This window comes from Amycolatopsis taiwanensis DSM 45107, from assembly GCF_000519205.1.
Taxonomy (GTDB): domain Bacteria; phylum Actinomycetota; class Actinomycetes; order Mycobacteriales; family Pseudonocardiaceae; genus Amycolatopsis_E; species Amycolatopsis_E taiwanensis.
Map to the genome: position 1 here is coordinate 47,527 of NZ_JAFB01000023.1, position 26,480 is coordinate 74,006.

Genomic DNA, 26,480 nt, shown 5'->3' on the forward strand with positions numbered 1-26,480 from the left:
CGGTTGAATAGGGCGCGGTGGACGAGGCATCGGCGTTCGGGAACCTTCTGCTCACCCATCGGCGGGCAGCGGGCATGACACAGGCGGATTTGGCGGAGATATCGGGGGTCAGCGTGCGCGCGCTACGCGACCTGGAGCGCGGTCGCGCCCGGGCCGCGCAGCGAAGATCGGCGGAGGCGCTGGCCGACGCGATGGGCCTGTCCGGTGGCGACCGCGAGTTCTTCCTGGTCACCGCCAAGGAAGGGCGCCGCCGCACCCCTCGCACCGAGCAGGCCACGGTGGTGTGCGCGCTGCCTCCGGCGGTGGCGCGCCTCCTCGGTCGGGAGCGCGAACTGCGCACACTCGCCGACGAGGTGGCCACGGGTGGCGTGATCTCCATCGTCGGGCACCCGGGCGTCGGCAAGACCGCGCTGGCCGTGGCGGCCGCGCACCAGTTGCGCCGCGACTTTCCGGACGGCTGTTTCGCGGTGGACCTGCGCGGGATGGACGACCAGCCGGTCACCCCGAGGGCGGCGCTGGAGCAGCTGCTGCGTGCCCTCGGCGTGCCGGCGCACCAGATCCCGGCCGGCGAGGCCGAGCAGTCCGCCCTGTTCCGGTCGCGGGTGACCGGCCGCCGGGTGCTGATCCTGCTGGACAACGCCGCCGACGAGGCGCAGGTCCGGCCGCTGCTGGCGAGCGGCCCGGAAGCGATGACGCTGATCACCTGCCGGCGCGCGCTCGCCGGGCTCGAGGCCGCGCGCTGGGTGTGGCTGGACCCACTGGCCGGCCAGGCCGCCGTCGACCTGCTGGCCAGCATCGTCGGCGCGGACCGGGTGGCGGCCGAGCCCGATGCCGCCGCGGAACTGGCTTCGCTCTGCGGAAACCTGCCCCTGGCGGTGCGGATCGCCGGGAACCGGCTGGCCACCCGGCCACACTGGTCGATCGCCTACCTGGCGGCCCAGCTGCGCAACGAGCGCACCCGGCTCTCCGCGCTGTCCGCCGGGGATCTGCAGGTGCGTTCGGCCTTCGAGATGTCCTACCGGCGGCTGTCCCCGGCGGCGCGGCTGGTGTTCCGGCGCCTGGCCGCGGTGCCCGGCCGCGACCTCGGCGCGGGCCTGGCCGCGGTGGCCACCACCATGACCGAGCCGGATGTGCTCATTTACCTGAACGAACTGGTCGACGTCAGCCTGCTCCAGACCGCGGTCGTCCCCGGACGCTTCCAGTTCCACGACCTGATCCGGCTCTTCGCCAGGGAACGCTGGGAGGCGGAGGAGAAACCGGACGAGCGGGCCCGGCTGTCCACCGCGGTGCAGGACCACCTGATCGGCACCGCGACCGCCGCCGGCCTGCTGTTCTATCCGGAAACGCTGGAGACCCGGCGGTTCGGCTCGCGGGACGAGGCCGCCGAATGGCTGGCCAGTGAAGGGGACAACTGGCTGGCCGCGCAGCGCGAGGCGGCCCGGCTCGGCCGGCACCGCGAGGTGCTCGATCTCGCCAAAGCGATGCACTGGTATTCCGACGGCCGCACCCAGGAACGTCCCTGGGATGAGGTCTTCGCGCACGGCGTCGCGGCGGCACGCGCGTTGGGGAGTCGAGCGGACGAGGCAAAGCTCCTCAACTTCCTCGCCTGGGCGCAGTATATCTGCCTCGGCGACCTTGAGGGCGGCCTCGCCACCCTGCGGCAGGCCCTGGCCGTGGCGATCGAGGCGGGGGACCGGGCCGAACAGGCGTGGGCAAACGGCTATCTCGGCGCCGTGCTGATGCGCCTGGGCCGGCCGGAAGAGGCCCTGGAGCGGGCACGGCGGTCGTTCGCGTTGTCGGTGGAGATCAGCTTCTGGATGGGCCAGGCCTCCATCCGCAACCTGCTGGGTATCATCCTGGGCCGGCTCGGCCGCCACGAGGAAGCGCTTTCCGTCCATCTGGCCGTCTTGTCGGACGCCGAGGCCCACCGGGACCGGGCCAACGCCGAGGCGCGACGGCTTCTGGCCTCCTACACCCAGCTTCAGATCGGCCGCGCCCGGTCGGGATTGGGGGAGTGGCGGCAGGCGGCGAATGCTTTCCGGGACGCCCGAATCTGGTTCCACGAGGCCGGTTTCGGGCTGGAAGAGGCCGACGCCGCGGTGCACGAAGGTATCGCGTGGCGTGAGGCCGGCACGTACGGCGAAGCGCGCGATTGCTTCCGCCTCGCCCTCGCGATCTATACCCGCCTGACGGCTCAACCTCAACGAGAGCGCGTGCTCGACGAGCTCGCGCTGGTGCCGGATGACTGATCGGGCAGTCCTGGGTGGCCGATCGGGCAACGGAGTGGCAACCGCGCCCACGGAACAGTTTGAATACCGCACACACTGTGACGATCATCGGGGGAAGTAAGTGACCCAGCCCGCTAAGCCGGCGGACGTCAGTGTCGATCCGTCGGCCGGGAAAAAACTCCAGACCATGCTCGCTGCCGAGATGCAGCAGGTCGAATCCTGGCTCGCCAAGGCGGGCGAGCTGTCCCAGCGCGCGCCACTGGGCCGAAACCCGGTGGGTGAGGCGATGGCGGCGAAGTTCGCCGACCGTGCGGGCGACGGCGGCAGCGCGCTCGCCGGTGTCCTCAAGCCGTACAAGCAGGTCCTGCAACAGGCGCATGACGCGGTCGTCGCAGCCATGGACATGTACCAGTCCACCGAGCACCATGCGGTCTCCTCCTTGAAGGCAGCGGCGGGAACCGAGGTATGACGGATCGGGCGTTGACCCAGAACCCGAACTGGGCCTCCTACAGTCACCAAGAGCTCTACGACGCGGTGCACGCCGACAACGACCCGGTACGGGCGGGCGCGATCGCCGGTGCCTGGACCGGACTGTCCGGCGAGATCACCGAACATGCCCAGCGCGTCTCGGACGCGATCAAAGCGACGGTGTCGTCGTGGCAGGGGCCCGCCGGGGAGGCGGCCCGCAATGCGCTCGGGGTCCTGCGCCAGTGGAGCGACCAGGCCGCGGAGACGGCAGGCGCGCTGGGCCAGCAGGTGGCCGACCAGAGCCAGATCATGGCGGACGCGCGGGCGGCGATGCCCGCCCCGGTCGTGTTCGACTGGAAGGCTGAGCTGGAACAGGGCTTCGCCAGCGGCGGCCTCTTGGGCTTCGCCGTCGCGGCAAGGGACGTGCGCGCCAAGAACGAGCAGGCCAACGCCGCGCACGAGCAGGCCATCGCGGTCATGTCGGCGATGGAGACCCAGTCCCGTCAGCTGGACGGCACCACCCCACAGTTCTCATTGCCGCCCAACCCGATTGGCACGGCGCAGGCGCGGACGCAGTCGCTGCTGCGCGGCCGGGTGAAGGAACACGACCAGGCCGCGCAGGAGCGTCGGCTGGCGTCCCCGGCGGAGCCCGGTATGCCGGCCGACACGGGCGGAGCCGTGCCGCAGCCGGCCGCGTTCGGCCCGGGAGCGCCGGGTGAGCCGGGCGTTCCAGCGTTCGACCAGGGCGGACCGGGTGTTCCGGGAGCGCCGGGTGCCCCGGCGGGCGGCCCGGGAGTTCCCGGCGGCATGCCCAACCTGGACGCCTATGCACCTGCCGCGGCCGGCCCCGGGGTAGGCGGTGTGCCCGGCGGTCCCGGCGGGGGTGTCCCGGGCTTTCCGGGCGGGCCGGGTGTCGGCGGCGAGATGCCGGACCTGCAGCCCTTCAAGCCTTCGACGGGCGAACTGCCGCTGGGCCCGCTGTCCGTGCCCGGGCCTTCGGACCACACCACGGCACAGGGCTTCCCCTCGCTGCCGCCCCTGCCCGACGGCACGCACCCCGGAGGCGCTCCACCCGACATCTTCCGGACGCCGCCTTCGGCACCTGGTCCGTCGAGTCCCCCCTTCGGGCCGGGACCGTTCACCGGCCCTGGCCCGGGCAGCGGCAATCCGTTCGTCCCACCGCCGTTCACCAATCCTGGGGGCGGTCCCAACCCGGGGCAGGCGGGCGGTCCGCGGACCGGGCCGGGTGCCGCGGGACTGCGCGGCGGCGCCGGCGGGTTCGGCGCGTCGGGTGAGTCGCTCGCGCGTGGTGCGGCCACCGGTTCGGCGGCGCCCGGCGGTGGAACGCAGGAAGGTTCGCCGGGCAACCGTGCGGGCGCGGCGGGAGCGGCCGGCCGCGCCGGCACGCCGGGCATGGCCGGCCCGGGGGCCGGCGCGCACGGCAAGCGCGAGGAGGACAAGGAACGCAAGTCTTCGCCGTACGTGCAGGGTGAGGACATCTTCCGCGCGCCGGGCGACGACCTGCCGCCGCCGGTGATCGGGGCCGGCCGGAAGAAGAAGACGGACAAGTCGTCGTGACCGGTCCCGACTTCGCACTGTCCACTGAGGAATTCGACATCCTCTGGGGCCAGCTGGGGTTCGACCGCATGCCCTATCCACTCGACGTGCCGCGCACCGGCCGGACGATGGAGGAGCGCGCCGAGCTGACCACCGAGGTCTATCGGGGCCTGAGGGAGCGTGGTCTGGCCACCGGTAACCGGATCGACCCCGACCTCGAGGCGTTGCTGCGCCTGCTGGCCTCCTACCACGTCGCGATCGACGCCGTCGGCCACCTCGGTCACCCGTTTCGAGCGCTGGTCGCGGCCGACCGGACAACCGGGGTGCTCGCGGTGCTGACCGGCGGCGAGCTGTGGCTGACCCAGATCCGGCGGACCGCGCTGGCCATGGCGATCGTCGGGGTGCTGCCCGAAGCCGCGGCCGGGCCCGGCCGCTCGATTTCGGTGCCGTACCAGGCGATCGCCGAGGCGGCCGACCCGCCGATGGACGCCTACGGCGATCCGATGGACGAGCACGAGGTGCTGACCGAGGCCGGGCTTTCCCCCAGCGATGCCGATTTACTGGTGGAACTGGCGGATCAGCGCCGGGCCGGTGGACAGTTCGGGGTGTCGGCGGGACCGCGGGAACGGATGTCGACGCTGGTCACCTGGTTCGACACCGACCGCGGCCGGTACCTGATGGTGAACGAGGACTCGTGGGTGAGCATCGGGCCCGCGGACAACGCGCGTATCGAACAGCGCGTCGCCTCCGTACTGTCCGAAGTGGATTAGAACGTATTCGAAAGCGTAAGGGGAGATTGGCGTGACCTCATTCGAGGTGGTGCCCGACGAGCTCACCACGCATGCGGGCCGGCTGGACGCACTGACCGACCGGCTGAGCACGACGCTGTCGGCGGCGAACACGGTCAGCATGGACACCCAGGCCTACGGCCTGCTGTGCGCGTTCCTGCCGCCGATCGTGAACCCGGTGGAACAGAAGGGAATGGACGCTATCCGTGCCGCCTCGGAAGGGGTGAGCACCACGGCCGACAACGTGCGCGCGGCGGCGGACGCCTACCGGGAGACCGAGCAGAGCAATACCGAGCCGCTGAACCAGCAGCATGACGACCTGACCTCCTTTTCGGTGCCGACGATAGCGAGTTCCTGATATGTCTGAACCATTTTCGGCCGGGTTGAGCGGGCTGAACGCCGACCCGGACGAGGTCGAGCGGCGGATCGGGCAGTGGGCGGCCGGATTCGCGGCCAAGGCCGAGCGTTACGAGGCGGCGCAGGCGCGCGTCGAGCAGCTGCGCAGCAGCGCGACCAGTCCGGACGGCGCGGTGCGGGTGACCGTGCGGTCGGACGGCAGCCTCACCGACGTGCAGTTCACCGAACGGATCCGGGCCCTTCCGCTGGCGGAGCTGTCCGCGGCGATCCTCACCACGATGCGCAGCGCGCAGGCGAAGGTCGTCGAGCAGGTCGGCGAGACGATGTCGGAGGAACTGGGCGACGAGGACGCGCAGACCCGTGCGGTGATGATGGACCAGTTGCGAGCCCGTTTCCCGGAACCAGACGGGGATGCGGGGGAGGAGCCGGTCTCTGACAAGTGGGACTACGACCGCCAGGAACCGCCGCCGCGGCCCCCGGCGCCCCCGGCGGCCCAGCCCCCGGCACCTCCGGTACCGCCGGCGCCTCCGTTCCAGCCCCCAGCACCGCCGTCGCCTCCGGCCCAGCCCCCGGCGCCGCCGCGGCGCCGGCCCCGGCCGGGCTCCGGCCACGATTCCGACGACGGTTTCGATGACGACTTCGACCCGCTGCGGGACTGACGTCCACTCCGGACACCCGGCATCAGGTCCCGAGATTTCCCATACGCAGTAAGGAAAACGGATGAGTAACCCGTTGGTCGCCCCGGTGCAGAGCTCGACCCAGACCTTCACCGGCGCGGGCCTGCTGGAGGACGTCGCCGGCACCGCCCAGGCGATCCAGTCCGGGGACTGGGCCGCCGGTGTGATGGGCGTGGTCGGCACCGCGATGGACGCGGTGGGTGCGGCGATGGACCCGTTCGGGGCGATCTTCTCCGCCGGGGTCGGCTGGCTGATGGAACATGTCGGGCCGTTGAAGGAGGCCCTGGACACCCTGGCCGGCAACCCGGACGAGATCGAGGCGCACGCGCAAACCTGGAAGAACATCAGTGAAGAGCTGGGTCAGATCAGCCAGGATCTGGCCCAGGCGGTCACCACCGACACCGCGGCGTGGAGCGGCCCGGGCGGTGACGCGTACCGTTCGCGCGGCGCGGACGTCGCCAATCTGATCGCCAGCGCGCAGAGCGCGGCCGACGGCGCTTCCAGTGGGGTGAGTACGGCGGGCGAGGTGGTTTCGGCCGTGCGCAGCACGGTGCGCGACATCATCGCCGAACTCGTCGGGCACCTGGTGAGCTGGGCCCTGCAGGTACTGGCCACCCTGGGGATCGGCCTGATCTGGGTGGTGCCGCAGGTGATCCGGGCGGTGGCCTCGACCGCGACGAAGATCGCCGGACTCACCCAGAAACTGGTGCAGGCGCTGAAAAAGCTCATCCCGCTGCTGTCGAAGCTGGGCCATTCCTTCGACAGTGCGGCCTCGGCGCTGAAGAACATCAAACCGTCGAAACTGGACACGCCGCGAGGCATCAAGGACAAGGGCGGTTCGTCTGGCGGCCCGGCGACCAGGGGCGGCCCGCCGGGCGGCAAACCCAAGGGCGGCAAGAACGAGGACACCGACGGCGACCCGGGCAGCCCCACGACGACGTCGAGCGCCGGCGGAAATCCGCCGCACTCTGGCGGTGGCACCCCGAACCCGCCCGGTGGCACGACGCCGTCGGGCGGCACGACGCCGTCGGGTGGCAACAGCAACATCCTGCACGGCCACACCCAGACGGTCGGGGCCGACGGCAAACCGGTGTACACCCCGACCACGTTCAAGCCGGACCAGGTTCAGGTCGTTCCGTTGAAGGACTCGAACGGCAACGTGATCGGAATCTCCTACCCGAGCAAGGCCGACGACCCGACCAAGGTGCCCAAATGGTCCGGCAAACCGAACCGCCACAGCGACAACACCTACATGCCCGACTACAAGCCCGGTACCAAAGTCGATTCGGCCAATTCCAAGCCGTCCCCGTGGGCGGGACAGGGCAACCCGTTCTACGCCCACGCGCATGCGGGCGCCAATTCGTTCTGGGTCAACGTGGACCGGCCCGGGGGTGGCACGGACAAGGTCAAGATCGACGGCGCGACCCACGGCCAGCTGGTGTCCGGTAACTCCCATTTCCAGCAGGCCTCCGGTGCCGACCCCAACCGGCCGCTGGTGTACATGTCCTGCAACTCGGCGCACCCGATGGGCAGTGCCGCCAACAACTCGGCGGCCGCGGTCCACGCGGGCGGGCACGACGGGACCGTCTACGCACCGACCGGAACCGGGACCCGCAAGACGCATGGCGACAACTCCTACTATGGGGTTCAGCCACCCCAGGACGGCAAGGGCAACGTCATCGGGACGGGAGAGTTCAAGCCGTTCCCGAAGCCGAGTAAATCCGGCACCCCCTGACGCGACGAGTAAGGAGTCTTCCCGGTGGGAGATCGCGACAACTGGGCCGTGCTGCTGGATCCGGCATGGCAGCCGCGCTTCGAGGGCGAGCAGCCGCCCACCCAGGCCCTGGTCGGCGGCTGGCCGCTGGACGAGCAGGGCAACCCCGGGCGGTTCGAGCCGAACCCGGAGTACGTGCCTTCTACTGCCTCGTCGCCCTCGGACCCGGCCGATGCGGTGATGCGGCTGATGATCGAGGGCAAGGCGCCGGCCGACGCGCTGGTGCCGACCGTGCGGGACGCCATGCTGGAGTTGGCGGTCAGCGAGGACGGCTACCCCTTGGTCGGCCCTGCCCCCGACGGCGCGCCATGCGTCGCGGTGGTGACCGCGCCGACGCACCGCGCACGCGTGGAAGCCGACAACTGGGCGCAGGTCACGGCCGAGCAGTTGCTGGACGCCTTGCCTCCGGACACCGACATCCTGCTCAACCCCGGCGGCCCGGCGTCGACCCGCCTGCTGGCCAGCGCGCTGCGCGACACCGAGCCTGCCTGAGCGTTCCCGGACGGCACATTCCGTCTCCACGAAGCCGACACGGATTTCGCTGGCCTGAGCGTGCTGGGCGCTTTTCGCAATATGCGGTCCTTCCGGAATGGTCGTGCTTGTTCCGCCGCGGGTCTGCGCGCCGGAAAGAGAAGGCGCGCTCTGTGGTGACCTTGGTTGCCGCGTCTTGACAGAAGGGGGTCGTGCGTACCCATTCCGGGAGGACATTCCGTTCGATATCGCGGCACCGGTCAGTTGTGGCGTGTCGATCGGCTGGGGTACCGCGGTGTCCGTGCGGAGGAGACCGGGGAACCGGATTGAGGCCGGGTCGAAGTCCTGCCCGCTCGCGGACCCTCCTTGCGCGCCATCGTCGCGGACGATCCTAAGACGGCGACGATCTTGAGACGCCGCGATCACCGCTGCATGTATAACGACCTATACAGCTCCGCATGCGCTGCCTGCTGTTCACGCGCTTCACCGGCTTCGAAACGAACGTGGCGCGGCGTGTGTTCGAGCCCGTCAAGCTGATCAGTGCCGTGCTCGTCGGTGCTTGTCTTCGGGTTAACCGGCGCCGCGATCGTGACGGCCGTCTGCCTGGTCTATCTCGTGCGGCCGAGCGCGCCCGGCCGCCGCGACCGCAGCGGAATCGCCGGTTTCACGTTTCTCGGCGCGTAGGCCGTGGGGGTGCTTGTGCTGCAGCTGCTGCGTCTTCAGTCCGGCTGAGTCCGCGTGAACTTCCCTTCCACGAGACGAAAGCGACCTGCACTCCCCGGCGCCGGATGGCGACGCTGGAGGCCAACCAGAGCATGGCCGCGGACACGTCGCAACGAAGCGGGAGAACATGAACTCGAAGACCCGGATCAGCCAGATTCTCGCCCTTTTCTCGGTGGCGTTCGTGGTCGCCGCGTGTGGGGGGAGCGGGCAAGCCGGCTCGTCGGACACGCCGGCCGGTCCGCCACAGCGGGGCGGCACCCTCACCGTGCTGGAGCTGGGCTCCTACAGCGGGGCGTGGCCGAGCGGTCTCGACCCGGCGACCAACACCACCGGTGGCGCGAACCTCAGCCAGATGAACGCGATCTTCGGCGGCTTGTTCGCGCTGGTCGCCGACGACGACGGCGGCAACGCGCGCGTGGAGCCGTCGCTGGCCAGCGGATATGAGCTCTCGCCGGATGGCAAGACGTTGCGGATCATCATCCGGGACGGGGTGAAGTTCAGCGACGGTACCCCGTTCGACGCCGAGGCCGTGGCCTTCAACTTCAGGCGGAACATCAAGTCCACCTGCACCTGCGCGCCGAAGTGGCCGCTGGTCGAGACGGACCCGATCACCACCGAAGGCAACACGGTGGTCGTGAAGTTCACCCGCCCGTACGCCGCGGTGATCAATGCGTTCGTGGTCTCGAACGTCAACTGGATCGCCTCACCCACGGCGCTGGAGAAGATGGGCGAGGAACAGTTCAAGATCTCGCCGGTGGGCGCCGGGCCGTTCACAGTGGAACGCGACGTGCTCAGCTCCGAGCTCGCCCTTTCGCGCAACCCCAACTACTTCAAGCAGGGACAGCCCTACCTGGACAAGCTGATCTTCAAGGCATCCGGCGGTGACCAGCCCGCGTACCAGGCGTTGCAGGCCGGGCAGGCGCAGGCGCAGGCGTACGAGGGGATGTCCACCGTCCCGCTGATCGACCAGGCACAGTCCAACAAGAACCTCACGGTGACCCTCCAACCGCCGACGTCGCCGTACGTCATCCAGCTCAACACCAAGACGGCCCCGTTCAACGATCAGCGGGCACGTGAGGCGATCTACTACGCGACCAACGCCGACGCGATCGCCAAGGGCCTGTTCAAGGACAGGTATCCGAACGCGCAGACGTTCATCGGACCCGGCGGCCTGTTCTACCAGCCCACGGTTCCCGGCTACCGCACCTACGACCTGGAGAAGGCCAAGGCCCTGGTGCAGGAGCTCGGCGGGCTCACCGTGGACCTCGGCACGCTGAAGAGCTACGTCGCCGACCAGGTGAACACGGCGCTGCAGAGCCAATGGGAAGCCGCGGGCATCAAGGTGAACATGCACTCCGACGAACTCAACGCCTTGATCGGGAACTTCAACTCCGGGAAATGGCAGGCGATGCTGCAGACCGCCGGCGCGTGGGATCCCGCGGCCGGGGTCGGGGTGAGCTTCAGGTTCTCCTCGACGGCCGCGTTCAGCGGCGTCGCCGATCCCCAGCTGGACGACCTGCTCAACCAGGCGGCGGCCTCACTCGACCCGGCGCAGCGGCAGTCGTTGTACGACCAGGCCGGAAAGCTCATCAGCGACAAGGCGTACGCGCCCTTCATGCTGGCCTTCGCGCCCGCGAACCTCGCGGTCAAGGGCGTGCACGGGCCCGGACTGACCACGAGGATTCCCCCGGTGCTGGTCAACACCGGCGTGCAGTGGGACTCGGTATGGATGAGCCAATGACCTTGAGCCAGGCGCCGGAGCGGACCAGCGTCTGGCTCAACCTCCTCCGCTCGCCGAGCCTGCGGCTGATCGGCAAGCGGTTGCTGATGGCGATTCCGATCGTGCTCGGGGTCAGCATCCTCACCTTTCTGGTGCTGAGCCTGATCCCGGGCAACGCGGCCCAGCTGCTGCTCGGGCCGGAGGCCACCCCGGACCAGATCGCCGCGCTCAACCACCAGATGGGCATGGACCAGCCGGCCGTGGTGCGGTACCTGAACTGGCTCGGCGGCGCCATCCACGGCGACCTGGGCAAGTCGCTGGTGAGCCAGCAGCCGGTGGCCGACGACCTGAGCTCACGGCTGGGGGTGAGCGGCGAACTGGTGGGCCTGGCGTTCGTGCTGTCGCTCGGCGCGGCGATCCCGGTCGCGCTGCTGGCCGCACGCCGCCCCAACCGGTGGGTGGACCGGGTCAGCATGGTGATCAGCATCAGCGGCCTGTCGGTGGCGAACTACGTGTTCGCGCTGCTGCTGATTCTGGTGTTCGCGGTCGAGGTTTCGGTGTTCCCGGCAATGGGGTTCGTCCCGATGTCGCAGGATGTGGGGGAGAACCTGCATTCGCTGTTCCTCCCAGGGGTGGCGATGGCGTTCCCGTTGTTCTGCCTCTACACCCGGTTCCTCCGCGGTGACCTGGTCGATCAGCTCCAGAGCGAGGACTACATCACCACCGCGCGGGCGAAGGGCATCGGGCCCTGGCAGGTGCTGCTGCGCCACGCCTTCCGCAACTCCTCGTTCGGCCTGCTCACGCTGGTCGGGCTCAACCTGGGCACGCTGATCGGCGGGACCGTGATCATCGAGCAGATCTTCGCGCTGCCCGGGGTCGGGCAGCTGCTGTTGCAGGCCATCAACACCCGCGACTACATCGTGGTCCAGGACTGCGTCGTGGTCTTCGCGATCGTCGCGGTGCTGGCCAACCTGCTGACCGACCTGCTTTACGCCGTGCTCGACCCGAGGATTCGCTATGGCAATGGTTGATGCCTCCGCGGTGTTGCTCACCGAGGAAGTGCCGCGTTCGGCGCGGAGCTGGTGGCGCCATCTCGAACTGGCGGTCCCGGTCACGTTGCTGGTGCTGACGGTTGGCGCGTGCTTTCTCTGGCCGGTGATCGCCTCGGTGCCGGCGCCGGTCGGGGGCGACGTGCTGAGCTCGGACCTGCCCCCGTTCTCGCCGGGGCACCTGCTGGGCACCGACCCGAACGGCAACGACGTGTGGTCGCGGATCCTCTACGGCGGCCGGAACTCGTTGGTCGTCGGTGTTTCGGTGAACCTGATCGGCCTGCTGATCGGCGGCACGCTCGGCGCGGTCAGCGCCTACGCGGGCGGCATCGTCGACACGATCGTCATGCGCGTGTTCGACGTGCTGATCGCGTTCCCGTCGCTGGTGCTGGTGCTGGCGGTGGCGCAGAGCCTCGGGCCGAGCCGGCTCAACACGATTCTCGCGCTGGCGTTCTTCTCGATCCCTTCCACCGCACGGATTTCCCGTTCGGCCACGCTGCGGTTGCGCGAGCAGCCGTTCATGGCGGCGGCGAAACTGTGCGGCACCAGCACGTGGCGCACGCTGTTCCGCCACATCGCACCGAACATCGCGCCCCAGCTGATCACGTTCTCCATGCTGGGCATGGGCATCGTCATCGTGATCGAGGGCGCGCTCAGCTTCCTCGGCCTCGGCATTCCGCCGCCCGCGCCGAGCTGGGGCAACATGATCGCGCAGGGGCAGCAGAGCCTGTCGGCGACGCCGCTGCTGGTGGTCTGGCCGTGCGTGGCGCTTTTCCTGACCGTGCTGGGCTTCAACCTGCTGGGGGAGACCTTGCGCAGTCGCTGGAGCGGCAGATGACGAGCCTGGTGCCGTTGCTGGAGGTGACCGAGCTGCGGGTGCGGTTCGACACCCACGGCCGGCGTGTGCAGGCGGTGAACGGCCTGAGTTACCGCCTGGACGCGGGCCGGACCCTGGCGATCATCGGTGAGTCCGGCTCGGGCAAGAGCGTCAGTTCGCGGGCGCTGATGGGCTTGCTGCCACCGGCCGCGCAGGTCAGCGGGTCGGCCCGGTTCTCCGGCGTTGAACTGCTCGGACTGTCCGAGCGGCAGATGCGACGGCATCGGGGCGCGGACATCGCGATGGTGTTCCAGGACCCGGCCCGGTCGCTGAACCCGACCATGCGGATCGGCACCCAGATCACCGAGGCGGTGCGCGCGCACACCGAGGTCACCAGGCAGGAGGCGCACAACCGGGCGGTGGAGCTGCTGCAGCTGGTCCGGCTGCCCGCGGCCGAGGCGCGGTTCCACGAGTACCCGCACCAGCTTTCCGGTGGGATGCGGCAGCGCGTGATGATCGCGATCGCGCTGGCCGCGAACCCGAAGCTGCTCATCGCCGATGAGGCGACCACGGCGCTGGACGTGACGACCCAGGCGCAGATCATGGAGCTGCTGGCCGAACTCCAGCAGCGCCTGGGCACCGCGATCATCCTGATCAGCCACGACCTTGGGCTCGCGGCGACCTACGCGCACGACGTGATCGTGATGTACGCGGGCCGCGCGGTGGAGTACGCGCCCGCGAGCAGGCTGTTCAGGCAGGTCCGGATGCCGTACACGCGGGCGTTGCTTGGTGCGATCCCGCGCCTGGACCGCCCCTCGCACGTCGAGTTGCCGGTCACCCCGGGCCAGCCGCCGGACCTGACCAGGCTGCCGCCCGGATGCCCGTTCGCGCCGCGCTGTGCCCACGCCACGGACACCTGCCGGGAGCAGGCGCCGCCGTTCGACGAGCACGAGGCCGGGCACTGGTGGGCATGCTGGCATCCCTGCGCCGGTGAAGCCCCGTCGATCGAGACAGCCGGAGCCGTACTCGCGGAGGACCAGTGACCGAGACCCTGCTCAGCGCGCGCAACATCGTGCAGGAGTTCACCGCCCGCGGCCGTGGCGGCGTCAAGGGTGGTGTCGTGCACGCCGTGTCCAATGTGTCCTTTGATATCCGCGCCGGGGAAACCCTTGGCGTGGTGGGTGAAACCGGCTCGGGAAAGTCCACTTTGGCGCGTTCGGTGATCCAGGCGCCGCCGCCGAAGTCCGGGGAGGTGCACTTCCAGGGCCGGGACCTGATGCGGTTGAAGCGGGGGCGGCTGAACGAGGCGCGGCGGCACATGCAGATGGTGTTCCAGGACCCGTTCGGCTCGCTCAACCCGCGCTGGCGCGTCTCGGAACTCGTGGCCGAGCCACTGGTCGGTTATGGCGTCGGAAACCGCGAGGCGCGGGTGAAGCAGCTGTTGGACCTGGTCGGGCTGAACCCGGACAGCTACGGCCGCCGCCGTCCGCACGAGCTATCCGGCGGGCAGTGCCAGCGGGTGGCGATCGCGCGGGCGATCGCGCTGGACCCGGCACTGGTGGTGTGCGACGAGGCGGTGTCCTCGCTCGACGTACTGATCCAGGCGCAGGTGCTGAACCTGTTCGAACGCCTGCGCCGCGAGCTCGGACTGTCCTATTTGTTCATTTCGCACGACCTGGCGCTGGTCAAGCAGGTCAGTGACCGGGTGGCGGTGATGCACCTCGGGCAGCTGTGCGAGATCGGGCCCGCCGATTCGCTCTACCGCGCGCCGCTGCACCCGTACACGGTCGCGCTGCTGGCATCGATCCCCGAACTCGAGCCGGGCGCGGCTCGCCGCCCGGTCACGATCAGGGGTGAGCCGCCCTCGCCCATCTCGCCGCCGAGCGGATGCCGCTTCCGTACGCGCTGCCCGCGGGCGCGGGACATCTGCGCCAGCGAGCGCCCGGCCATGCGGGAGCTCGCGCCCGACCACAGCGTTGCCTGCCATTTTCCGGAGGAACAGCCATGAGTGACGAGGAGTTGCTTGCCTACGCCCGCAAGGCGATCGAGCACGCCTACGACCAGGGATGGACCGACGGCCTGCCGATCGTGCCGGTGACCGCGCCGATGGTGCAGGAGTTCCTGGCCACCACGCCCCGGGCGGCCGGCGAGGTGGTGGCCTCGATCTCGCACCTGGACCGGGAATGCACGGTGGAGCAGGCCGCGGTCAACGCCGCGATGGCCGGGTGCCGGCCGGAGTACTTCCCGGTCGTGCTCGCCGCGTGGGACGCGCTCGCCCGGCAGCCGGTCTTCGCGCCCGCGTGGCAGAGCACGAGCGGTCCCGCTCCACTGATCGTCGTCAACGGCCCCGTCCGGCAGGAACTGGGCATCAACAGCAAGGGCGGGGTGCTCGGTCCCGGCTTCCGGGCCAACGCCACCATCGGCCGGGCCATCGGCCTGGCCGTGCGCAACGTGTTCGGGGTGCGCCCGCATGAGCTGGAGCAGGCCACGCAGGGCATCCCCGGCCGCTGGTCGCTGGTCATCGGGGAGAACGAGGAGGAAAGCCCGTGGGAGCCGCTGTCGGTGGAGCTGGGCCTGCCGCCCGGCACGGACGCGGTTTCCGCGCTGCTGCTGCGTACCTGCGAATTCGTCGACAACCGGCATACCAAGGACGCCGAGGAGGTGTTGTGGGACATCGCCGACACGATTTCCCGCACCGGCGCGGCGATCGGCCGCCATTCCTCGGCCGGGCTGGTGCTCAGCGTCGAGCACGCGCAGCAGTTCGCCGAAGCGGGCTTTGGCAAGACCGATGTGCAGCAATGGCTTTACGACCATTGCGTGCGCAGCCACGCCGACCTCGAACGCGCCGGCAAGGGGCTGGACGGACAGGAGGGGCCGGGCATCGACTCCTACGGGCTGCACATGGTGTCCTCACCCGAGCAGCTGCCGATCGTGGTCGCGGGCGCACGTAACGCCGCGATGTCCATGGTGGTGCGCCCGTTCGGCTTCGGTGGCTGGTCCCGCACCACGCATCCGATTCACCGGGAGGTTGGTGTTGGTGGAGATATCGCTTGAGGGCAAGGTCGCCGTCGTCACCGGCGCCGGCCCGAACATCGGCAGCGGCATCGCCCTGGCGCTGGCGCGCTACGGGGCCAAGGTGGCGTGCAACGACATCAATGCCGACGCCGCGCAGGCCGCCGTCGCCCGGATCGAGCGCAACGGCGGCACCGCCATCGCCATTCCCGGTGACGTCACCGACGAGGAGCAGGTCAAGGCATACCTGCGGAAGGTGATCGACACCTTCGGCCGGATCGACATCCTGATCAACAACGCGGCCCTGCTGGGCGGCAAGGGGGTGCTCGACGAGAGCACCGAGTTCTTCGCGAAGGCGGTCGGAGTCGCGGCCATGGGCAACTTTCTGAACACGAAGTACGTCGGGCGGTACATGGCCGAAAACGGCATCAGGGGCTCGATCGTCTCGATCTCGTCGTCCAACGGCTGGTCCGGGACGGCCGGGGTGATCGCCTACGCCTTCCACAAGGGCGGGGTCAACAACTTCGTGCGCGCGGCCGCGATGGATCTCGCGCCGTACGGGATCCGGGTCAACGGCTTCACGCCGACCGCACCGACCCCGGACAATCCGGATCTGATCGCCGAGCGTGGCCCGGGCGGGGTGCTGGACCGTCCGCGCGCCAACGGTTTGGGCGGCCCGACCGGTGACGAGTCGTGGCGGCGGCCGTCCCGGTGGGCGGGGTCCCGCGCGCCGATGGTGCCGATGGGCACCACGGGTACCCCGACCGACATCGGTCACTGCGTGGCCTGGCTGTGCTCGGACTATGCCCGCCTGATCACCGGGTGCGACCTGGTGGTGGACGGCGGCGCACGGGCGAAGAACTTCGCCTACGCCCCGGCCGCGCGCGAGGACCTGGCCGGCCCGCTGCCGCTGATCCCGCTGGACGTGACCGGAGAGCTGGACCGGGAAACCTTGTGACCCAACCCGGATTTCGCCCTCCCCAACCCAGATTTCACGCCCCCAACCGGGATTTCGCCCGCCTCAACCGGGATTTCACGCGCCCGGACCGGGGACACGCCGACGCCGGGCGTGTCCCCGGTTCAGGCCGGCGAGTTCCCGGTTCCGGCGGCTGAGTTCCTGCTTCAGTCGCGCGAGTTCTGGGTTCGGGCGGGCGAGTGGCGGGTTCGAGTCGGTGAGGTAGCTGTATAACGACCTATACGGTCCGGGTTTCAGAGCGCGGGCGGCCGGTGCTGGCGCCTGGTGACGAAGACTGCCGCCTCGGTACGCCGAGAGAAACCGAGCTTGTGCAGCAGTGAGGAAACGTAGTTCTTCACCGTCTTCTCGGCGAGGTCGAGCTCCTCGGCGATCTGGCGGTTCGTGCGACCGGTCGCGACGAGTTCGAGCACCCGCCGTTCCTGCGGGCTGAGCGAGGTGTAGCCGGGGTCGTGGAACCGGTTGAGCACGGTCTTCTTCAGCGCCGGGTCCATCAGGGACTTTCCGGCGGCGGCCGCGCGCACGGCATCGACGAGATTCGTTCCCGACACCTCCTTGAGCACGTATCCGGCGGCGCCGGCCAGAATCGCGTCGTAAAGCGCCTCGTCGTTGGTGTACGAGGCGAGCATCAGGCAGGCGGGTGGCGGGTCGAGCGCGGCGCGTACCTGTCGGCAGACGGTCAAGCCCTCGCCGTCGGGCAGGCGGACGTCGAGCATGGCGACGTCCGGGCGGATCGCGGGAATCCGGGTCAACGCCTCGGCCGCGGAACCGGCCTCGCCCACCACCGCGAGGTCGTGTTGCGCCTCCAGCAGCGTCTTGAGCCCGTGGCGGACGATTTCGTGGTCGTCGAGCAGGAACACGGAGACCGTCATCTGCTGCTCTCCCGGTACCAGGTGTCGCGACGCCAGAATACGCGCCCGCCGTCGTTTCGGGCCTCCGGAAACGGGAACGACACAGCGATGGGCCACCCCCGGGCCCCGAAATAGGCGCATGATGGAGGAAAGGAACTCGGGTAAGGGAGCCACCACATGCCGCCCTACCACGAAATGCAGCCGCTGCTGTGGCCGATCATCACGTTGCTGTGGCTGGCCGTGTCGATGTACTCGCGCGCGGCCCTGCGACGTCGGTGGCGCGCCCAGCCCGACCGGACTCGCCCATCCGTACGGCTCCCGCCCGATGCCCAGGACCGCCCGTCGCCGGAGAAGATTCTGCGGGCGCGGTGGGCAAAAGCCCGTGAGCGTTATGGACGGGTCGCGGCCGAATACGGCGCGTACGAATCGGATGCGTTGCAGGTGCTGCGCATGCCCGCGCTGGCCGATCCGGAGGTCCCGTCGACCGGCCGGTTCATCGACGCCTTCCACGAGGCCATGGCGCTGCACACCGAGACGTTCCCGCCGGAGCCGATGGCCAAGCAGTTCATCGCCGCGACCGAAACCGCCGTCCAGGCCTGGGACGCCGCTTGCGAGGCGGCGGAAAAGCTGCGGGCCTCCCGGTTCACGGCGGAGGAGCGAGCCCTGATCACCCAGGGCATCAAGCTGCTGGAGCTCGCTCAGGGCGGTGCCACCGCGGCCGAGCAGGAGGCCGCCTTCGGCGCGGCCCGGCAGGTGCTGACCCGGCTGGAACGCAGCGTCGGCACGCGGCTGGAGTGGCGGGTGCCGCGGCCCGCGCGCAAGCAGATCGACCACCGCGGAAGGCCGCTCCTGCCCTGACCGTCAGCTCGCCGAAGCAGCCCCACCGCCGCGGGTTGAGCCCGAGATCACTTCTCCACCTGGCGGTCCGGGATGATAGGAATGCGAAGGTGAGCGAGATCGAGAGCGCAGCCGACGAAGCCGTCGTCCTGACCAGCGAGCTGATCCGGATCGACACCACCAACACCGGGGATCCCGAGACACTGGTCGGCGAGCGTGCCGCCGCGGAGTACGTGGCCGAGAAGCTCACCGAGGTCGGGTACGAGATCAGCTACGTGGAGTCGGGCGGGCCGAACCGGCACAACGTCATCGCCCGCCTGCCCGGCGCCGACCCGACCCGGGGTGCGCTGCTCGTGCACGGCCACCTCGACGCGGTGCCGGCCGACCCCTCGGAATGGTCGGTGCACCCGTTCTCCGGCGCGGTCCAGGACGGCTACGTCTGGGGCCGGGGCGCGGTGGACATGAAGGACATGGTCGGGATGATGCTGGCGATCGCCCGGCACTACAAGCGCCACGGCATCGTCCCACCGCGGGACGTGATCTTCGCGTTCCTGGCCGACGAGGAGGCCGGCGGCCAGTTCGGCGCGCAGTGGCTGGTGCAGCACCGGCCCGAGCTGTTCGAGGGCGCTACCGAGGCCATCAGCGAGGTCGGCGGTTTTTCCGTGACGTTCAAAGACGGCGTCCGCGCGTACCTCATCGAGACCGCCGAAAAGGGCATCCGCTGGATGACGCTGCGGGTGCGCGGGCGAGCCGGCCACGGCTCGATGATCCACCGCGACAACGCGGTAACGAAGCTAGCGGACGCGGTCAGCCGGCTGGGCAACCACCGGTTCCCGCTGGTGCTCACGGATTCGGTGCGCGAGTTCCTGGCCGGCGTCACCGAGCTCACCGGGTGGGACTTCCCGGAGGACGACCTCGACGGCGCGGTCGCCAAGCTGGGCAACATCTCGCGGATGATCGGCGCGACCCTGCGGGACACCGCCAACCCCACGATGCTGACCGCGGGCTACAAGTCGAACGTGATCCCGTCGGTCGCCGAGGCCACTGTGGACTGCCGGATCCTGCCGGGCCGCCAGGAGGCCTTCGACCGGGAGCTCGACAAGATCCTCGGCCCGGACGTGGAACGGGAGTCGTTGGACCTGCCGCCGGTGGAAACGACCTTCGACGGCGCGCTCGTCGAGGCGATGACGGCGGCGGTCGTCGCGGAAGATCCGAGTGCGCGGACCCTGCCCTACATGATGTCCGGCGGGACCGACGCGAAGGCGTTCCAGTCACTGGGCATCCGCAACTTCGGGTTCGCGCCGCTGAAGCTGCCCGCGGACCTGGATTTCTCGGCGCTGTTCCACGGCGTCGACGAGCGCGTGCCGGTGGACGCGCTGCGCTTCGGGGTCCGGGTGCTCGACCGGTTCCTCAGGAATTCCTGAGGAACCTCGAGATCCTGAGGAACCGGTCGAGAGCCTGAGGAACCCTCGAGACCGGTTCCTTTCCGGCGTTGCCCGGTCCGCGATCTGGTCATGCCGGCGTGATGTGCCGAGCGGGAACAGGGCTCGAGTACACCACGCTGGTCGTGATGCCGCCGAGGGTGGCGAGGCGACCCGTGATCCGTTCGAGATCGTGCATCGAGCGCGCCAGGACCTTGAGGATGAAGCAGTCGGCGCCGGTTACATGGTGAGCCTCGACGATCTCGGGTGTCGTGCCGACGAGGTCGTGGAACGGCTTGTAGTTGCCGGATGGGTACGCGAGGCGGACGAATGCGGTGACGGAATAGCCGAGTGCTTCAGGATCGACAGTGATCGAGTAGCCCGTGATCACACCACCATCGGTCAACCGGCGCACACGCTCCGCGGTCGCGCTTGCCGAGAGATGGACCTGCCGCGCGAGCTGCGCGACGCTTGTCCGTCCGTCTCGCTGCAGGTGCTCGATGATCGCATGATCGGTGAGGTCAAGCTCCAGGCGCTGATTCGACGGCATACCCGGCAAGATACCGGGCGTTTGCCGGCACCTGGTCGCCAAGACCGTCGCTTGTGTGTTCCGCCCGCAAGGGCCTCGGTGATCAGATTGATAGGTGCAGATGACATTGACAGCGGCCGACTTTTTCGCCGCCAAGCTGGCTTTCCAGACCGACCCGTCCGACCTTGTCGCCGACCGGGCCAACGGCTCGGCACCGTTGGTGATCGACGTTCGATCCGGCGCGTCCTGGAGCCAGGGCAGAATCCCCGGGGCGGTGCATGTGCCCAACGCCGACCTCGCGGCGCGAGCCGAGGAGGTCGCGCCCGACAAGCACGCCCCGATCGTCGTCTACTGCTGGGGTCCGGGCTGCAACGGCAGCACACGAGGGGCGTTGACCCTGGCCCGCCTTGGCTATACGCAGGTGCGTGAGCTCATCGGAGGCTTCGAATACTGGGTGCGAGAAGGACTCGCCGTCGTCAGTGACAATGGTCGCTCACGGCAAGCTCCCGACCCGCTCACCGCACCGGTGGACACGAGCTCGTGAGCGGGCCGGTTCGCGGCTACCTTGGGGCGCAACGGGTCAGGAGGTCGCGTCGGCGCATGCCTGACGGGCGTTGGTCACCGCCGCGGCGTATTCGGGTCCATCCGCGCTGAATCTCGCCGACACGATGTCGATCGGCTTTCGGAGCGCCTCGGACAGCGGCTTCAGCGAGGGATCCGCCTCCGCTGCGGCGGCCGCCAGCTCGGCCGCCGCACCCCAGCGGCGCAAATCCGCGTAGTGGGCCGCGGGGTCGAGACTGTTGTCCGTGCGGGCGATGGCCGCACACGACGCCGCGACGTCGGCGTCGGTACCGGTGGGGGTGCCGGACGTGAGCGCCCAGGGGATCCCCACCGCGGCGGCTCCGAACACGAGCCCGGCCACCAGACCGGTGACGACCAGTGGCCAGCGAGAACTCATGCGCACACCCTTCCAACCGCGTTCTGGAGAATCGGACGGCCCCGGCGGATGTGCGGTTCCTTCCAACGTGGAGCTTACGAGGCCAGGTAGGTGACGGCGGCGGCGGGCTGGCGCCGGCGCCGCAACCAGATCCGGCGGGTGCCGTCGGAGTACAGGCGCACCGTCGACAGCTCCCAGCCGGCGAACTCGGCGTGGATCGACAGCTGGGTGGCGGCCGAGCGCCGGGATACGCCGGGCGGCAGCTGCAGCCGGCGGTACTCCCAGTCTTCGTCGACCACCGCCTCCGGGTGTTTCATGGCTGGATCACCTGAATCCCTTCTCCCGTTGCCGAGCCGACGAACACCCTCGAGGTCTGCTCGTCGACCGCGATCGAGTTGGGTTGGCGCACGGTGGGGAAGCGGTACTTCTCGACCGGTTCTCCGCCGCGGACGTCGAAGCCCACGACCTCGTTCCGTTCGGTGAGGGTCACCCAGGCCAGGCCGCGTTGGTTGTCGTAAGCGATGGCGTAGATCCCGCCGGGGACGGGGTAAAGCTGGCGGAGCAGCAGGGGAGCGGTGGAGAAGGCGAGCAGCGCGCCGCCGCGCGTGTCGGTCACCAGCACTCTCCCGTAGGAGTCGGCTACCGCGTTGGTCGCGCCGTCGCCCGCGCGCAGCCCTTCGCCGACCTTGCCGTCCGGCACGTCGACGGCGAACACGGCGGTACGCAAGCGGTCGAGCACCACGGTCTGGTTTCCGGACTGCACGATCTGGTCGGCGCTGTAGAGCTCGCCGGTGATCGTCTTGACCACGTTGCCGCCGGCGAGGACGTCGATCGCCTTACGGTCCCGCACCGCCACCAGCATGTCGGGGCCGTCGCCGGCCGCGTCCACCGGCTGGCCCGCCACGCTCAGGGCGTTGGCCTGGCCACCGGGCAGGTCGATCCACACGACCTCACCCCGGGTGGGGATGCTGGCGAGCAGCCCGCTGCCCAGGTCCCGTTCCGCCTGGCTGACGGTCAGCCGTTCCACCGGGCCGTCCACCGGAACCCGGACCGGGGTGGCGCCGAGATCATCCAGCCGGTACAGGGAGACCGCGTTATCGGCGGCCACGGCCAGTACCCGGTTTGCCGGGTCGCTCGCCATCGCCGTCACGTTCCCCGGTACCAGGACGGTGCCTGCCGGGCTCGCCTCGGGCACGGGCGACACCGGCGCGGTCGCCGCCACCGGGTTGTCGACGACCTGCAACTCGTCGCCCCCGCCGCCCTGGCCCGACGAGCAGGCCGCCACCAGCAGGACACAGCCGAGCATGACCCCACTCCCGGCGAACCTGCGCACACGACCTCCCGTCAGGATTCGTCTCCTCAGCATGCTCCACATTGCCCGCCACGTCACGTGCCTGTCACCTGCTTGTCATTTGGGCCACCGTTCGGGGTAGCCGAAGGTCGGGGCGCTGACGTCGTCCAGCGCCGATTTGATCGCCGTGGGCAGCGTGATCTCCTCCGCCGCCAGCGACCCGGCGAGCTGCGCGGCATCGCGCGCGCCGACCACCGGTGCCGCGACGCCGGGCCGGTCGCGTACCCAGGCGAGCGCGACGGCCAGGGGAGAGGTGCCAAGGCCGTCGGCGGCCGTGGCCACCGCCTCCACGATGCGGGCCGCGCGCTCGGTCCGGTGCTGCTCCACGTATCCCGCATAGGCGCGGGACGCGCCGCGCGAGTCCGCCGGGGTTCCGGTCCGGTACTTGCCGGTGAGCACGCCGCGGCCGAGCGGTGCCCACGGCAGCAGCCCGATCCCGTGGTGCGCGGCCGCCGGCACCACCTCGCGCTCGACGCCGCGTTCCACCAGCGAGTACTCGACCTGGGTGGACACCAGCGAACAGCTCCCGGCCGCGGTCGCCAGCTGCCAGCCGGCGTAGTTCGACACCCCGACATAGCGGACCTTGCCCGAGGTTACCGCGTAGTCGAGGGCGGAAAGCGTTTCTTCCAGCGGCACGCTTTCATCCCAGGCGTGCAGCTGCCACAGGTCGACGTGGTCGACGCCCAGGCGGCGCAGCGAGCCGTCGAGCGCGGTCAGCAGCGCGCCCCTGGACGCGCCGCCGCCGAACGGCCCGTCGCTGCGCCGGGCCACCGCCTTGGTGGCGAGCACGATCTCCTCGCGCGGCACCAGGTCCGGCAGCAGGGACCCGAGGATCCGTTCGGCCTCACCCTCGGCGTAGATGTCGGCGGTGTCCACCAACGTTCCGCCGGCGTCGACGAACGCGACGAGCTGGCTGGCGGCCTCGTCGGCGTCGGTGACCTCGCCCCAGGTCATGGTGCCGAGAGCCATCCGGGAGACTCGGAGTCCCGACCGGCCCAGGCGTCGCTTTTCCATGGACAGAGAGTAACCGCGCGGTGTTTTGTGAGGCCCGAGGGTGGCGCGAGGGGGCGCCGGCTCACCACCACCCTCGATCCGGACGCTGCGTGTCGCGGTTACCCTCCAGGCGTGGCAACCGTGATTCTCCTCCGGCACGGCCGGTCGACCGCGAACGGCTCGGGCGTGCTGGCCGGCCGCACACCGAAAGTGGGTCTGGATGAGACCGGCCGTGACCAGGCCGGGGCGCTGTGCCGGCGGCTGGCCGGCGTGCCGCTGGCCGAGGTGGTCTCCTCGCCGCTGCTGCGCTGCAAGCAGACCGTCGCGCCGCTGCTGGCCGAGCGTGGGCTGACCCGCACCGTGGACCCCCGGCTGTCCGAAGTGGACTATGGCGAGTGGACGGGCCGGGAGTTGAAGACCCTGGTCAAGGAGCCGCTGTGGCGGGTGGTCCAGGCTCATCCGTCGGCGGCGGTGTTCCCCGGCGGCGAGGGGCTGGCGGGGATGCAGGCGCGTGCGGTCACCGCGATCCGTGAACACGACGCGCGGATCACCGCGGAGTACGGCGAGGAGGCGGTGTGGCTGATCTGCAGTCACGGCGACGTGCTCAAGGCGATCCTCGCCGACGCGCTCGGCCAGCATCTGGACTCGTTTCAGCGGATCGTCGTCGACCCGGCGTCGGTCTCGGTCGTGCGGTACACCGAGACGCGCCCGTTCGTGGTGCGCATGAACGACCACGGTGGCGATTTCGCCGGGATAGTGCCCGAGAAGCCGAAGCGCGGTAGGAAGAAAGGGTCCTCCGACGCCGAGATCGGGGGCTCCACCGGACAAAGGGACCGTGTTTGATGACGCCGGACAATCCGTTCGCCACCGCAAGTGACCTGCCCTTCGGGCTGCCGCCGTTCGACCGCATCACCGACGAGCATTTCGCGCCGGCCTTCGAAGCGGGTCTGACCGAGCACGCGGCCGAGATCGAGGCGATCGCGGGCAACCCCGAGCCGGCCACGTTCGAGAACACGATCGTGGCGCTGGAGCGGTCCGGGCGGCTGCTGCACCGGGTGTCCATCGTGTTCTTCAACCTGACCTCTTCGGACACCAACCCGGTGCTGCAGCGGTTGCAGGCCGATATCGCGCCGCGCCTGGCCGTCCACTCCGACGCGATCCACCTGAATCCGGACCTGTTCGCCCGCGTGCGCGAGTTGTACGAGCGGCGCGAGTCGCTCGCCCTGGACCCGGAGTCGGCGTGGCTGCTGGAACGGGTGCACACCGACTTCCGGCGGGCGGGTGCCGGGCTGGCGGAACCCGACCAGCAGCGGCTGCGCCTGCTCAACGAGGAGTTGTCCGCCCTGAGCACCGAGTTCCAGGAGAACTTGTTGCGGGACACCAATGATCTCGCGGTTTTCGTGGACGACGCCGCCGAGTTGGCGGGGCTGTCGGCCGACGCGATCGCGGCCGCGGGTGAGGCCGCGAACGCGCGCGGCGAGCACGGCAAATATCTGCTGAACCTCAGCCTGCCCACTTCGCAGCCGCTGCTGGCATCGCTGGAGAACCGCGCGCTTCGCGAGCGGGTGTTCACCGCGTCTTCGGTGCGCGGCAACCGGGGCAACGACAGCGACAACAACGCGGTGCTGGCGCGGATCGCGGCGCTGCGGGCCGAGCGTGCGGCGTTACTGGGCTACCCACACCACGCGGCGTATGTGATCGCCGACCAGACAGCCGGTACTTCGGAGGCGGCCGTCGGGCTGCTGGAGCGACTCGCCCCGGCAGCCGTGGCCAACGCGCGGCGCGAAGCCGAGGAACTCCAGAGCCTTCTCGAACGGGACGTGCCCGGCGCGCGTCTGGAGCCCTGGGACTGGGCGTTCTACGCGGAGCGGGTGCGCAAGGCCCGCTACGACCTCGACGACGCCACGCTGCGGCCGTATTTCGAGCTGGACCGGGTCATCCGCGACGGCGTTTTCTACGCCGCGAACCGGCTTTACGGCCTGAGCTTCACCGAGCGCCACGACCTGCCGGTTTACCACCCGGACGTGCGGGTGTTCGAGGTGTCCGACGCCGACGGCAGTCCGCTCGGGCTGTTCCTGGGCGACTACTACACCCGTGACTCCAAGCGCGGCGGCGCGTGGATGAACACCTTCGTCGACGAGTCGGGCCTGCTCGGTGAGCGTCCCGTGGTGGTCAACAACCTCAACATCGCCAAGCCGCCGTCCGGCGAGCCGACGCTGCTGACGCTCGACGAGGTGACCACGGCGTTCCACGAGTTCGGCCATGCGCTGCACGGGCTGTTGTCGGCGGTGCGGTACCCGACGTTCTCCGGCACCAGCGTGCCGCGCGACTTCGTCGAGTATCCGTCGCAGGTCAACGAGATGTGGATGCTGTGGCCCGAGGTCCTGACGAACTACGCGCGCCACTACCGCACCGGCGAGCCGTTGCCGTCGCACCTGGTCGACCGGTTGCAGGAGGCGGCCCGGTACGGCGAGGGCTTCTCCACCACCGAGTACCTGGCCGCCGCGCTGCTGGACCAGGCCTGGCACGGGCTGTCCGCCGATGATCGCGTGGAAAATGTCGGCCGGTTCGAGGCGGCGGCGCTGGAGAAGGCCGGCGTTGCGTTGCCCACGGTGCCGCCGCGTTACCGCAGCACGTATTTCGCGCACGTGTTCAGCGGTGGTTACTCGGCGGGTTACTACTCCTACATCTGGAGTGAGGTGCTCGACGCCGACACCGTGGAATGGTTCAAGGAGAACGGCGGTCTCAAACGGGAGAACGGCGACCATTTCCGCCGTGAGCTGCTCAGCCGCGGCGGCAGCCTGGACTCGATGGCCGCGTACCGCTCCTTCCGCGGCCGCGACCCGGAGATCCAGCCGCTGCTGACCCGCCGCGGGCTCACGGTGGAGGAGCCGGCGTAGTACTCGGCCAAAAGCCGGGCGTCGCGGAGCCGGGAGCACAAGGTGTG

General features: G+C 69.8%; 27 protein-coding genes. 21 read left to right on the forward strand and 6 right to left on the reverse strand.

Annotated elements, in window-relative coordinates; translation table 11 throughout:
• Positions 1–17: 17 nt before the first annotated feature.
• The 16 genes from A3CU_RS0118200 (at position 18) to A3CU_RS0118275 (ending at position 16,599) form a co-directional block, all read left to right on the forward strand.
• The gene (locus A3CU_RS0118200; RefSeq protein WP_027943527.1) at positions 18–2,249 is read left to right on the forward strand and encodes an ATP-binding protein; all 2,232 of its coding nucleotides are present in this window, start codon (positions 18–20) and stop codon (positions 2,247–2,249) included.
• 100 nt (positions 2,250–2,349) lie between these two features.
• On the forward strand, positions 2,350–2,697 hold the full coding sequence (locus A3CU_RS45315) for a hypothetical protein (RefSeq protein WP_043841545.1): 348 nt from the start codon (positions 2,350–2,352) through the stop codon (positions 2,695–2,697).
• On the forward strand, positions 2,694–4,274 hold the full coding sequence (locus A3CU_RS55150; protein ID WP_027943528.1) for a PPE domain-containing protein: 1,581 nt from the start codon (positions 2,694–2,696) through the stop codon (positions 4,272–4,274). Before A3CU_RS45315 ends, A3CU_RS55150 begins: the two co-directional genes overlap by 4 nt.
• Positions 4,271–5,023, forward strand: coding sequence for an ESX secretion-associated protein EspG (locus A3CU_RS0118215; protein ID WP_027943529.1), 753 nt, complete (start codon positions 4,271–4,273; stop codon positions 5,021–5,023). Before A3CU_RS55150 ends, A3CU_RS0118215 begins: the two co-directional genes overlap by 4 nt.
• Positions 5,024–5,054: 31 nt before the next feature.
• Complete coding sequence (locus A3CU_RS45320) at positions 5,055–5,399, forward strand: type VII secretion target (protein ID WP_043841547.1); 345 nt, start codon at positions 5,055–5,057, stop codon at positions 5,397–5,399.
• A 1-nt stretch (position 5,400) separates the two neighbouring features.
• The gene (locus A3CU_RS45325; RefSeq protein WP_043841549.1) at positions 5,401–6,057 is read left to right on the forward strand and encodes a YbaB/EbfC family nucleoid-associated protein; all 657 of its coding nucleotides are present in this window, start codon (positions 5,401–5,403) and stop codon (positions 6,055–6,057) included.
• 61 nt (positions 6,058–6,118) lie between these two features.
• Positions 6,119–7,810, forward strand: coding sequence for a WXG100-like domain-containing protein (locus A3CU_RS55425; RefSeq protein WP_027943530.1), 1,692 nt, complete (start codon positions 6,119–6,121; stop codon positions 7,808–7,810).
• A 24-nt stretch (positions 7,811–7,834) separates the two neighbouring features.
• Positions 7,835–8,341, forward strand: a complete 507-nt coding sequence (locus tag A3CU_RS0118235) for a type VII secretion system-associated protein (RefSeq protein ID WP_027943531.1) — start codon at positions 7,835–7,837, stop codon at positions 8,339–8,341.
• Between the two features lie 534 nt (positions 8,342–8,875).
• On the forward strand, positions 8,876–9,004 hold the full coding sequence (locus tag A3CU_RS55155) for a hypothetical protein (RefSeq protein ID WP_281174125.1): 129 nt from the start codon (positions 8,876–8,878) through the stop codon (positions 9,002–9,004).
• 166 nt (positions 9,005–9,170) lie between these two features.
• Positions 9,171–10,784, forward strand: a complete 1,614-nt coding sequence (locus A3CU_RS0118245) for an ABC transporter substrate-binding protein (protein WP_043841551.1) — start codon at positions 9,171–9,173, stop codon at positions 10,782–10,784.
• Entirely contained in the window at positions 10,781–11,794 is a 1,014-nt protein-coding gene (locus A3CU_RS0118250) for an ABC transporter permease (RefSeq protein WP_052371843.1), read from the forward strand. The genes A3CU_RS0118245 and A3CU_RS0118250 overlap by 4 nt, the downstream gene beginning before the upstream one ends.
• Positions 11,781–12,650, forward strand: coding sequence for an ABC transporter permease (locus A3CU_RS0118255; RefSeq protein WP_027943534.1), 870 nt, complete (start codon positions 11,781–11,783; stop codon positions 12,648–12,650). Before A3CU_RS0118250 ends, A3CU_RS0118255 begins: the two co-directional genes overlap by 14 nt.
• Positions 12,647–13,672, forward strand: a complete 1,026-nt coding sequence (locus A3CU_RS45330) for an ABC transporter ATP-binding protein (protein ID WP_052371844.1) — start codon at positions 12,647–12,649, stop codon at positions 13,670–13,672. Before A3CU_RS0118255 ends, A3CU_RS45330 begins: the two co-directional genes overlap by 4 nt.
• Complete coding sequence (locus A3CU_RS0118265; protein ID WP_027943535.1) at positions 13,669–14,637, forward strand: ABC transporter ATP-binding protein; 969 nt, start codon at positions 13,669–13,671, stop codon at positions 14,635–14,637. Before A3CU_RS45330 ends, A3CU_RS0118265 begins: the two co-directional genes overlap by 4 nt.
• Complete coding sequence (locus A3CU_RS45335) at positions 14,634–15,683, forward strand: hypothetical protein (protein ID WP_043841554.1); 1,050 nt, start codon at positions 14,634–14,636, stop codon at positions 15,681–15,683. Before A3CU_RS0118265 ends, A3CU_RS45335 begins: the two co-directional genes overlap by 4 nt.
• The gene (locus A3CU_RS0118275; RefSeq protein WP_027943536.1) at positions 15,667–16,599 is read left to right on the forward strand and encodes an SDR family NAD(P)-dependent oxidoreductase; all 933 of its coding nucleotides are present in this window, start codon (positions 15,667–15,669) and stop codon (positions 16,597–16,599) included. The genes A3CU_RS45335 and A3CU_RS0118275 overlap by 17 nt, the downstream gene beginning before the upstream one ends.
• Before the next feature lie 251 nt (positions 16,600–16,850).
• Here the strand turns inward: A3CU_RS0118275 and A3CU_RS0118280 are convergent, their stop codons facing one another.
• Positions 16,851–17,486: a response regulator gene (locus A3CU_RS0118280; RefSeq protein ID WP_027943537.1), complete on the reverse strand. Its 636-nt coding sequence runs from the start codon at positions 17,484–17,486 to the stop codon at positions 16,851–16,853.
• A gap of 156 nt (positions 17,487–17,642) precedes the next feature.
• On the opposite strand from A3CU_RS0118280, the gene A3CU_RS0118285 reads away from it, so the two are divergent.
• Together A3CU_RS0118285 and A3CU_RS0118290 are read left to right on the forward strand one after the other, a co-directional pair.
• Positions 17,643–18,323, forward strand: coding sequence for a hypothetical protein (locus tag A3CU_RS0118285; protein ID WP_027943538.1), 681 nt, complete (start codon positions 17,643–17,645; stop codon positions 18,321–18,323).
• An 89-nt stretch (positions 18,324–18,412) separates the two neighbouring features.
• Positions 18,413–19,726: a M20/M25/M40 family metallo-hydrolase gene (locus tag A3CU_RS0118290; RefSeq protein ID WP_027943539.1), complete on the forward strand. Its 1,314-nt coding sequence runs from the start codon at positions 18,413–18,415 to the stop codon at positions 19,724–19,726.
• Between the two features lie 88 nt (positions 19,727–19,814).
• Here the strand turns inward: A3CU_RS0118290 and A3CU_RS0118295 are convergent, their stop codons facing one another.
• Positions 19,815–20,273 carry an Lrp/AsnC family transcriptional regulator gene (locus A3CU_RS0118295; protein ID WP_027943540.1) on the reverse strand — a complete coding sequence of 153 codons (459 nt, stop codon included), beginning with the start codon at positions 20,271–20,273 and terminating at the stop codon, positions 19,815–19,817.
• Positions 20,274–20,373: 100 nt separating this feature from the next.
• Here A3CU_RS0118295 and A3CU_RS0118300 point away from each other — a divergent pair, with 100 nt between their 5' ends.
• Entirely contained in the window at positions 20,374–20,796 is a 423-nt protein-coding gene (locus A3CU_RS0118300; protein WP_027943541.1) for a rhodanese-like domain-containing protein, read from the forward strand.
• A gap of 36 nt (positions 20,797–20,832) precedes the next feature.
• Here A3CU_RS0118300 and A3CU_RS45340 read toward each other — a convergent pair whose 3' ends face one another.
• From A3CU_RS45340 to A3CU_RS0118320, 4 genes are all read right to left on the reverse strand, one after another.
• On the reverse strand, positions 20,833–21,210 hold the full coding sequence (locus A3CU_RS45340) for a hypothetical protein (protein WP_043841556.1): 378 nt from the start codon (positions 21,208–21,210) through the stop codon (positions 20,833–20,835).
• A gap of 74 nt (positions 21,211–21,284) precedes the next feature.
• Entirely contained in the window at positions 21,285–21,506 is a 222-nt protein-coding gene (locus A3CU_RS0118310; RefSeq protein WP_027943542.1) for a DUF5703 family protein, read from the reverse strand.
• Positions 21,503–22,522, reverse strand: a complete 1,020-nt coding sequence (locus A3CU_RS0118315) for a YncE family protein (RefSeq protein ID WP_027943543.1) — start codon at positions 22,520–22,522, stop codon at positions 21,503–21,505. The genes A3CU_RS0118310 and A3CU_RS0118315 overlap by 4 nt, the downstream gene beginning before the upstream one ends.
• A gap of 75 nt (positions 22,523–22,597) precedes the next feature.
• The gene (locus A3CU_RS0118320) at positions 22,598–23,554 is read right to left on the reverse strand and encodes an aldo/keto reductase (protein ID WP_027943544.1); all 957 of its coding nucleotides are present in this window, start codon (positions 23,552–23,554) and stop codon (positions 22,598–22,600) included.
• 111 nt (positions 23,555–23,665) lie between these two features.
• On the opposite strand from A3CU_RS0118320, the gene A3CU_RS0118325 reads away from it, so the two are divergent.
• Both A3CU_RS0118325 and A3CU_RS45345 read left to right on the forward strand, forming a co-directional pair.
• Positions 23,666–24,376 (forward strand): histidine phosphatase family protein, encoded by a 711-nt coding sequence (locus A3CU_RS0118325; protein ID WP_027943545.1) that lies wholly within the window; start codon positions 23,666–23,668, stop codon positions 24,374–24,376.
• On the forward strand, positions 24,373–26,433 hold the full coding sequence (locus tag A3CU_RS45345) for a M3 family metallopeptidase (protein WP_084143350.1): 2,061 nt from the start codon (positions 24,373–24,375) through the stop codon (positions 26,431–26,433). Before A3CU_RS0118325 ends, A3CU_RS45345 begins: the two co-directional genes overlap by 4 nt.
• The last annotated feature ends 47 nt before the right edge of the window (positions 26,434–26,480 follow it).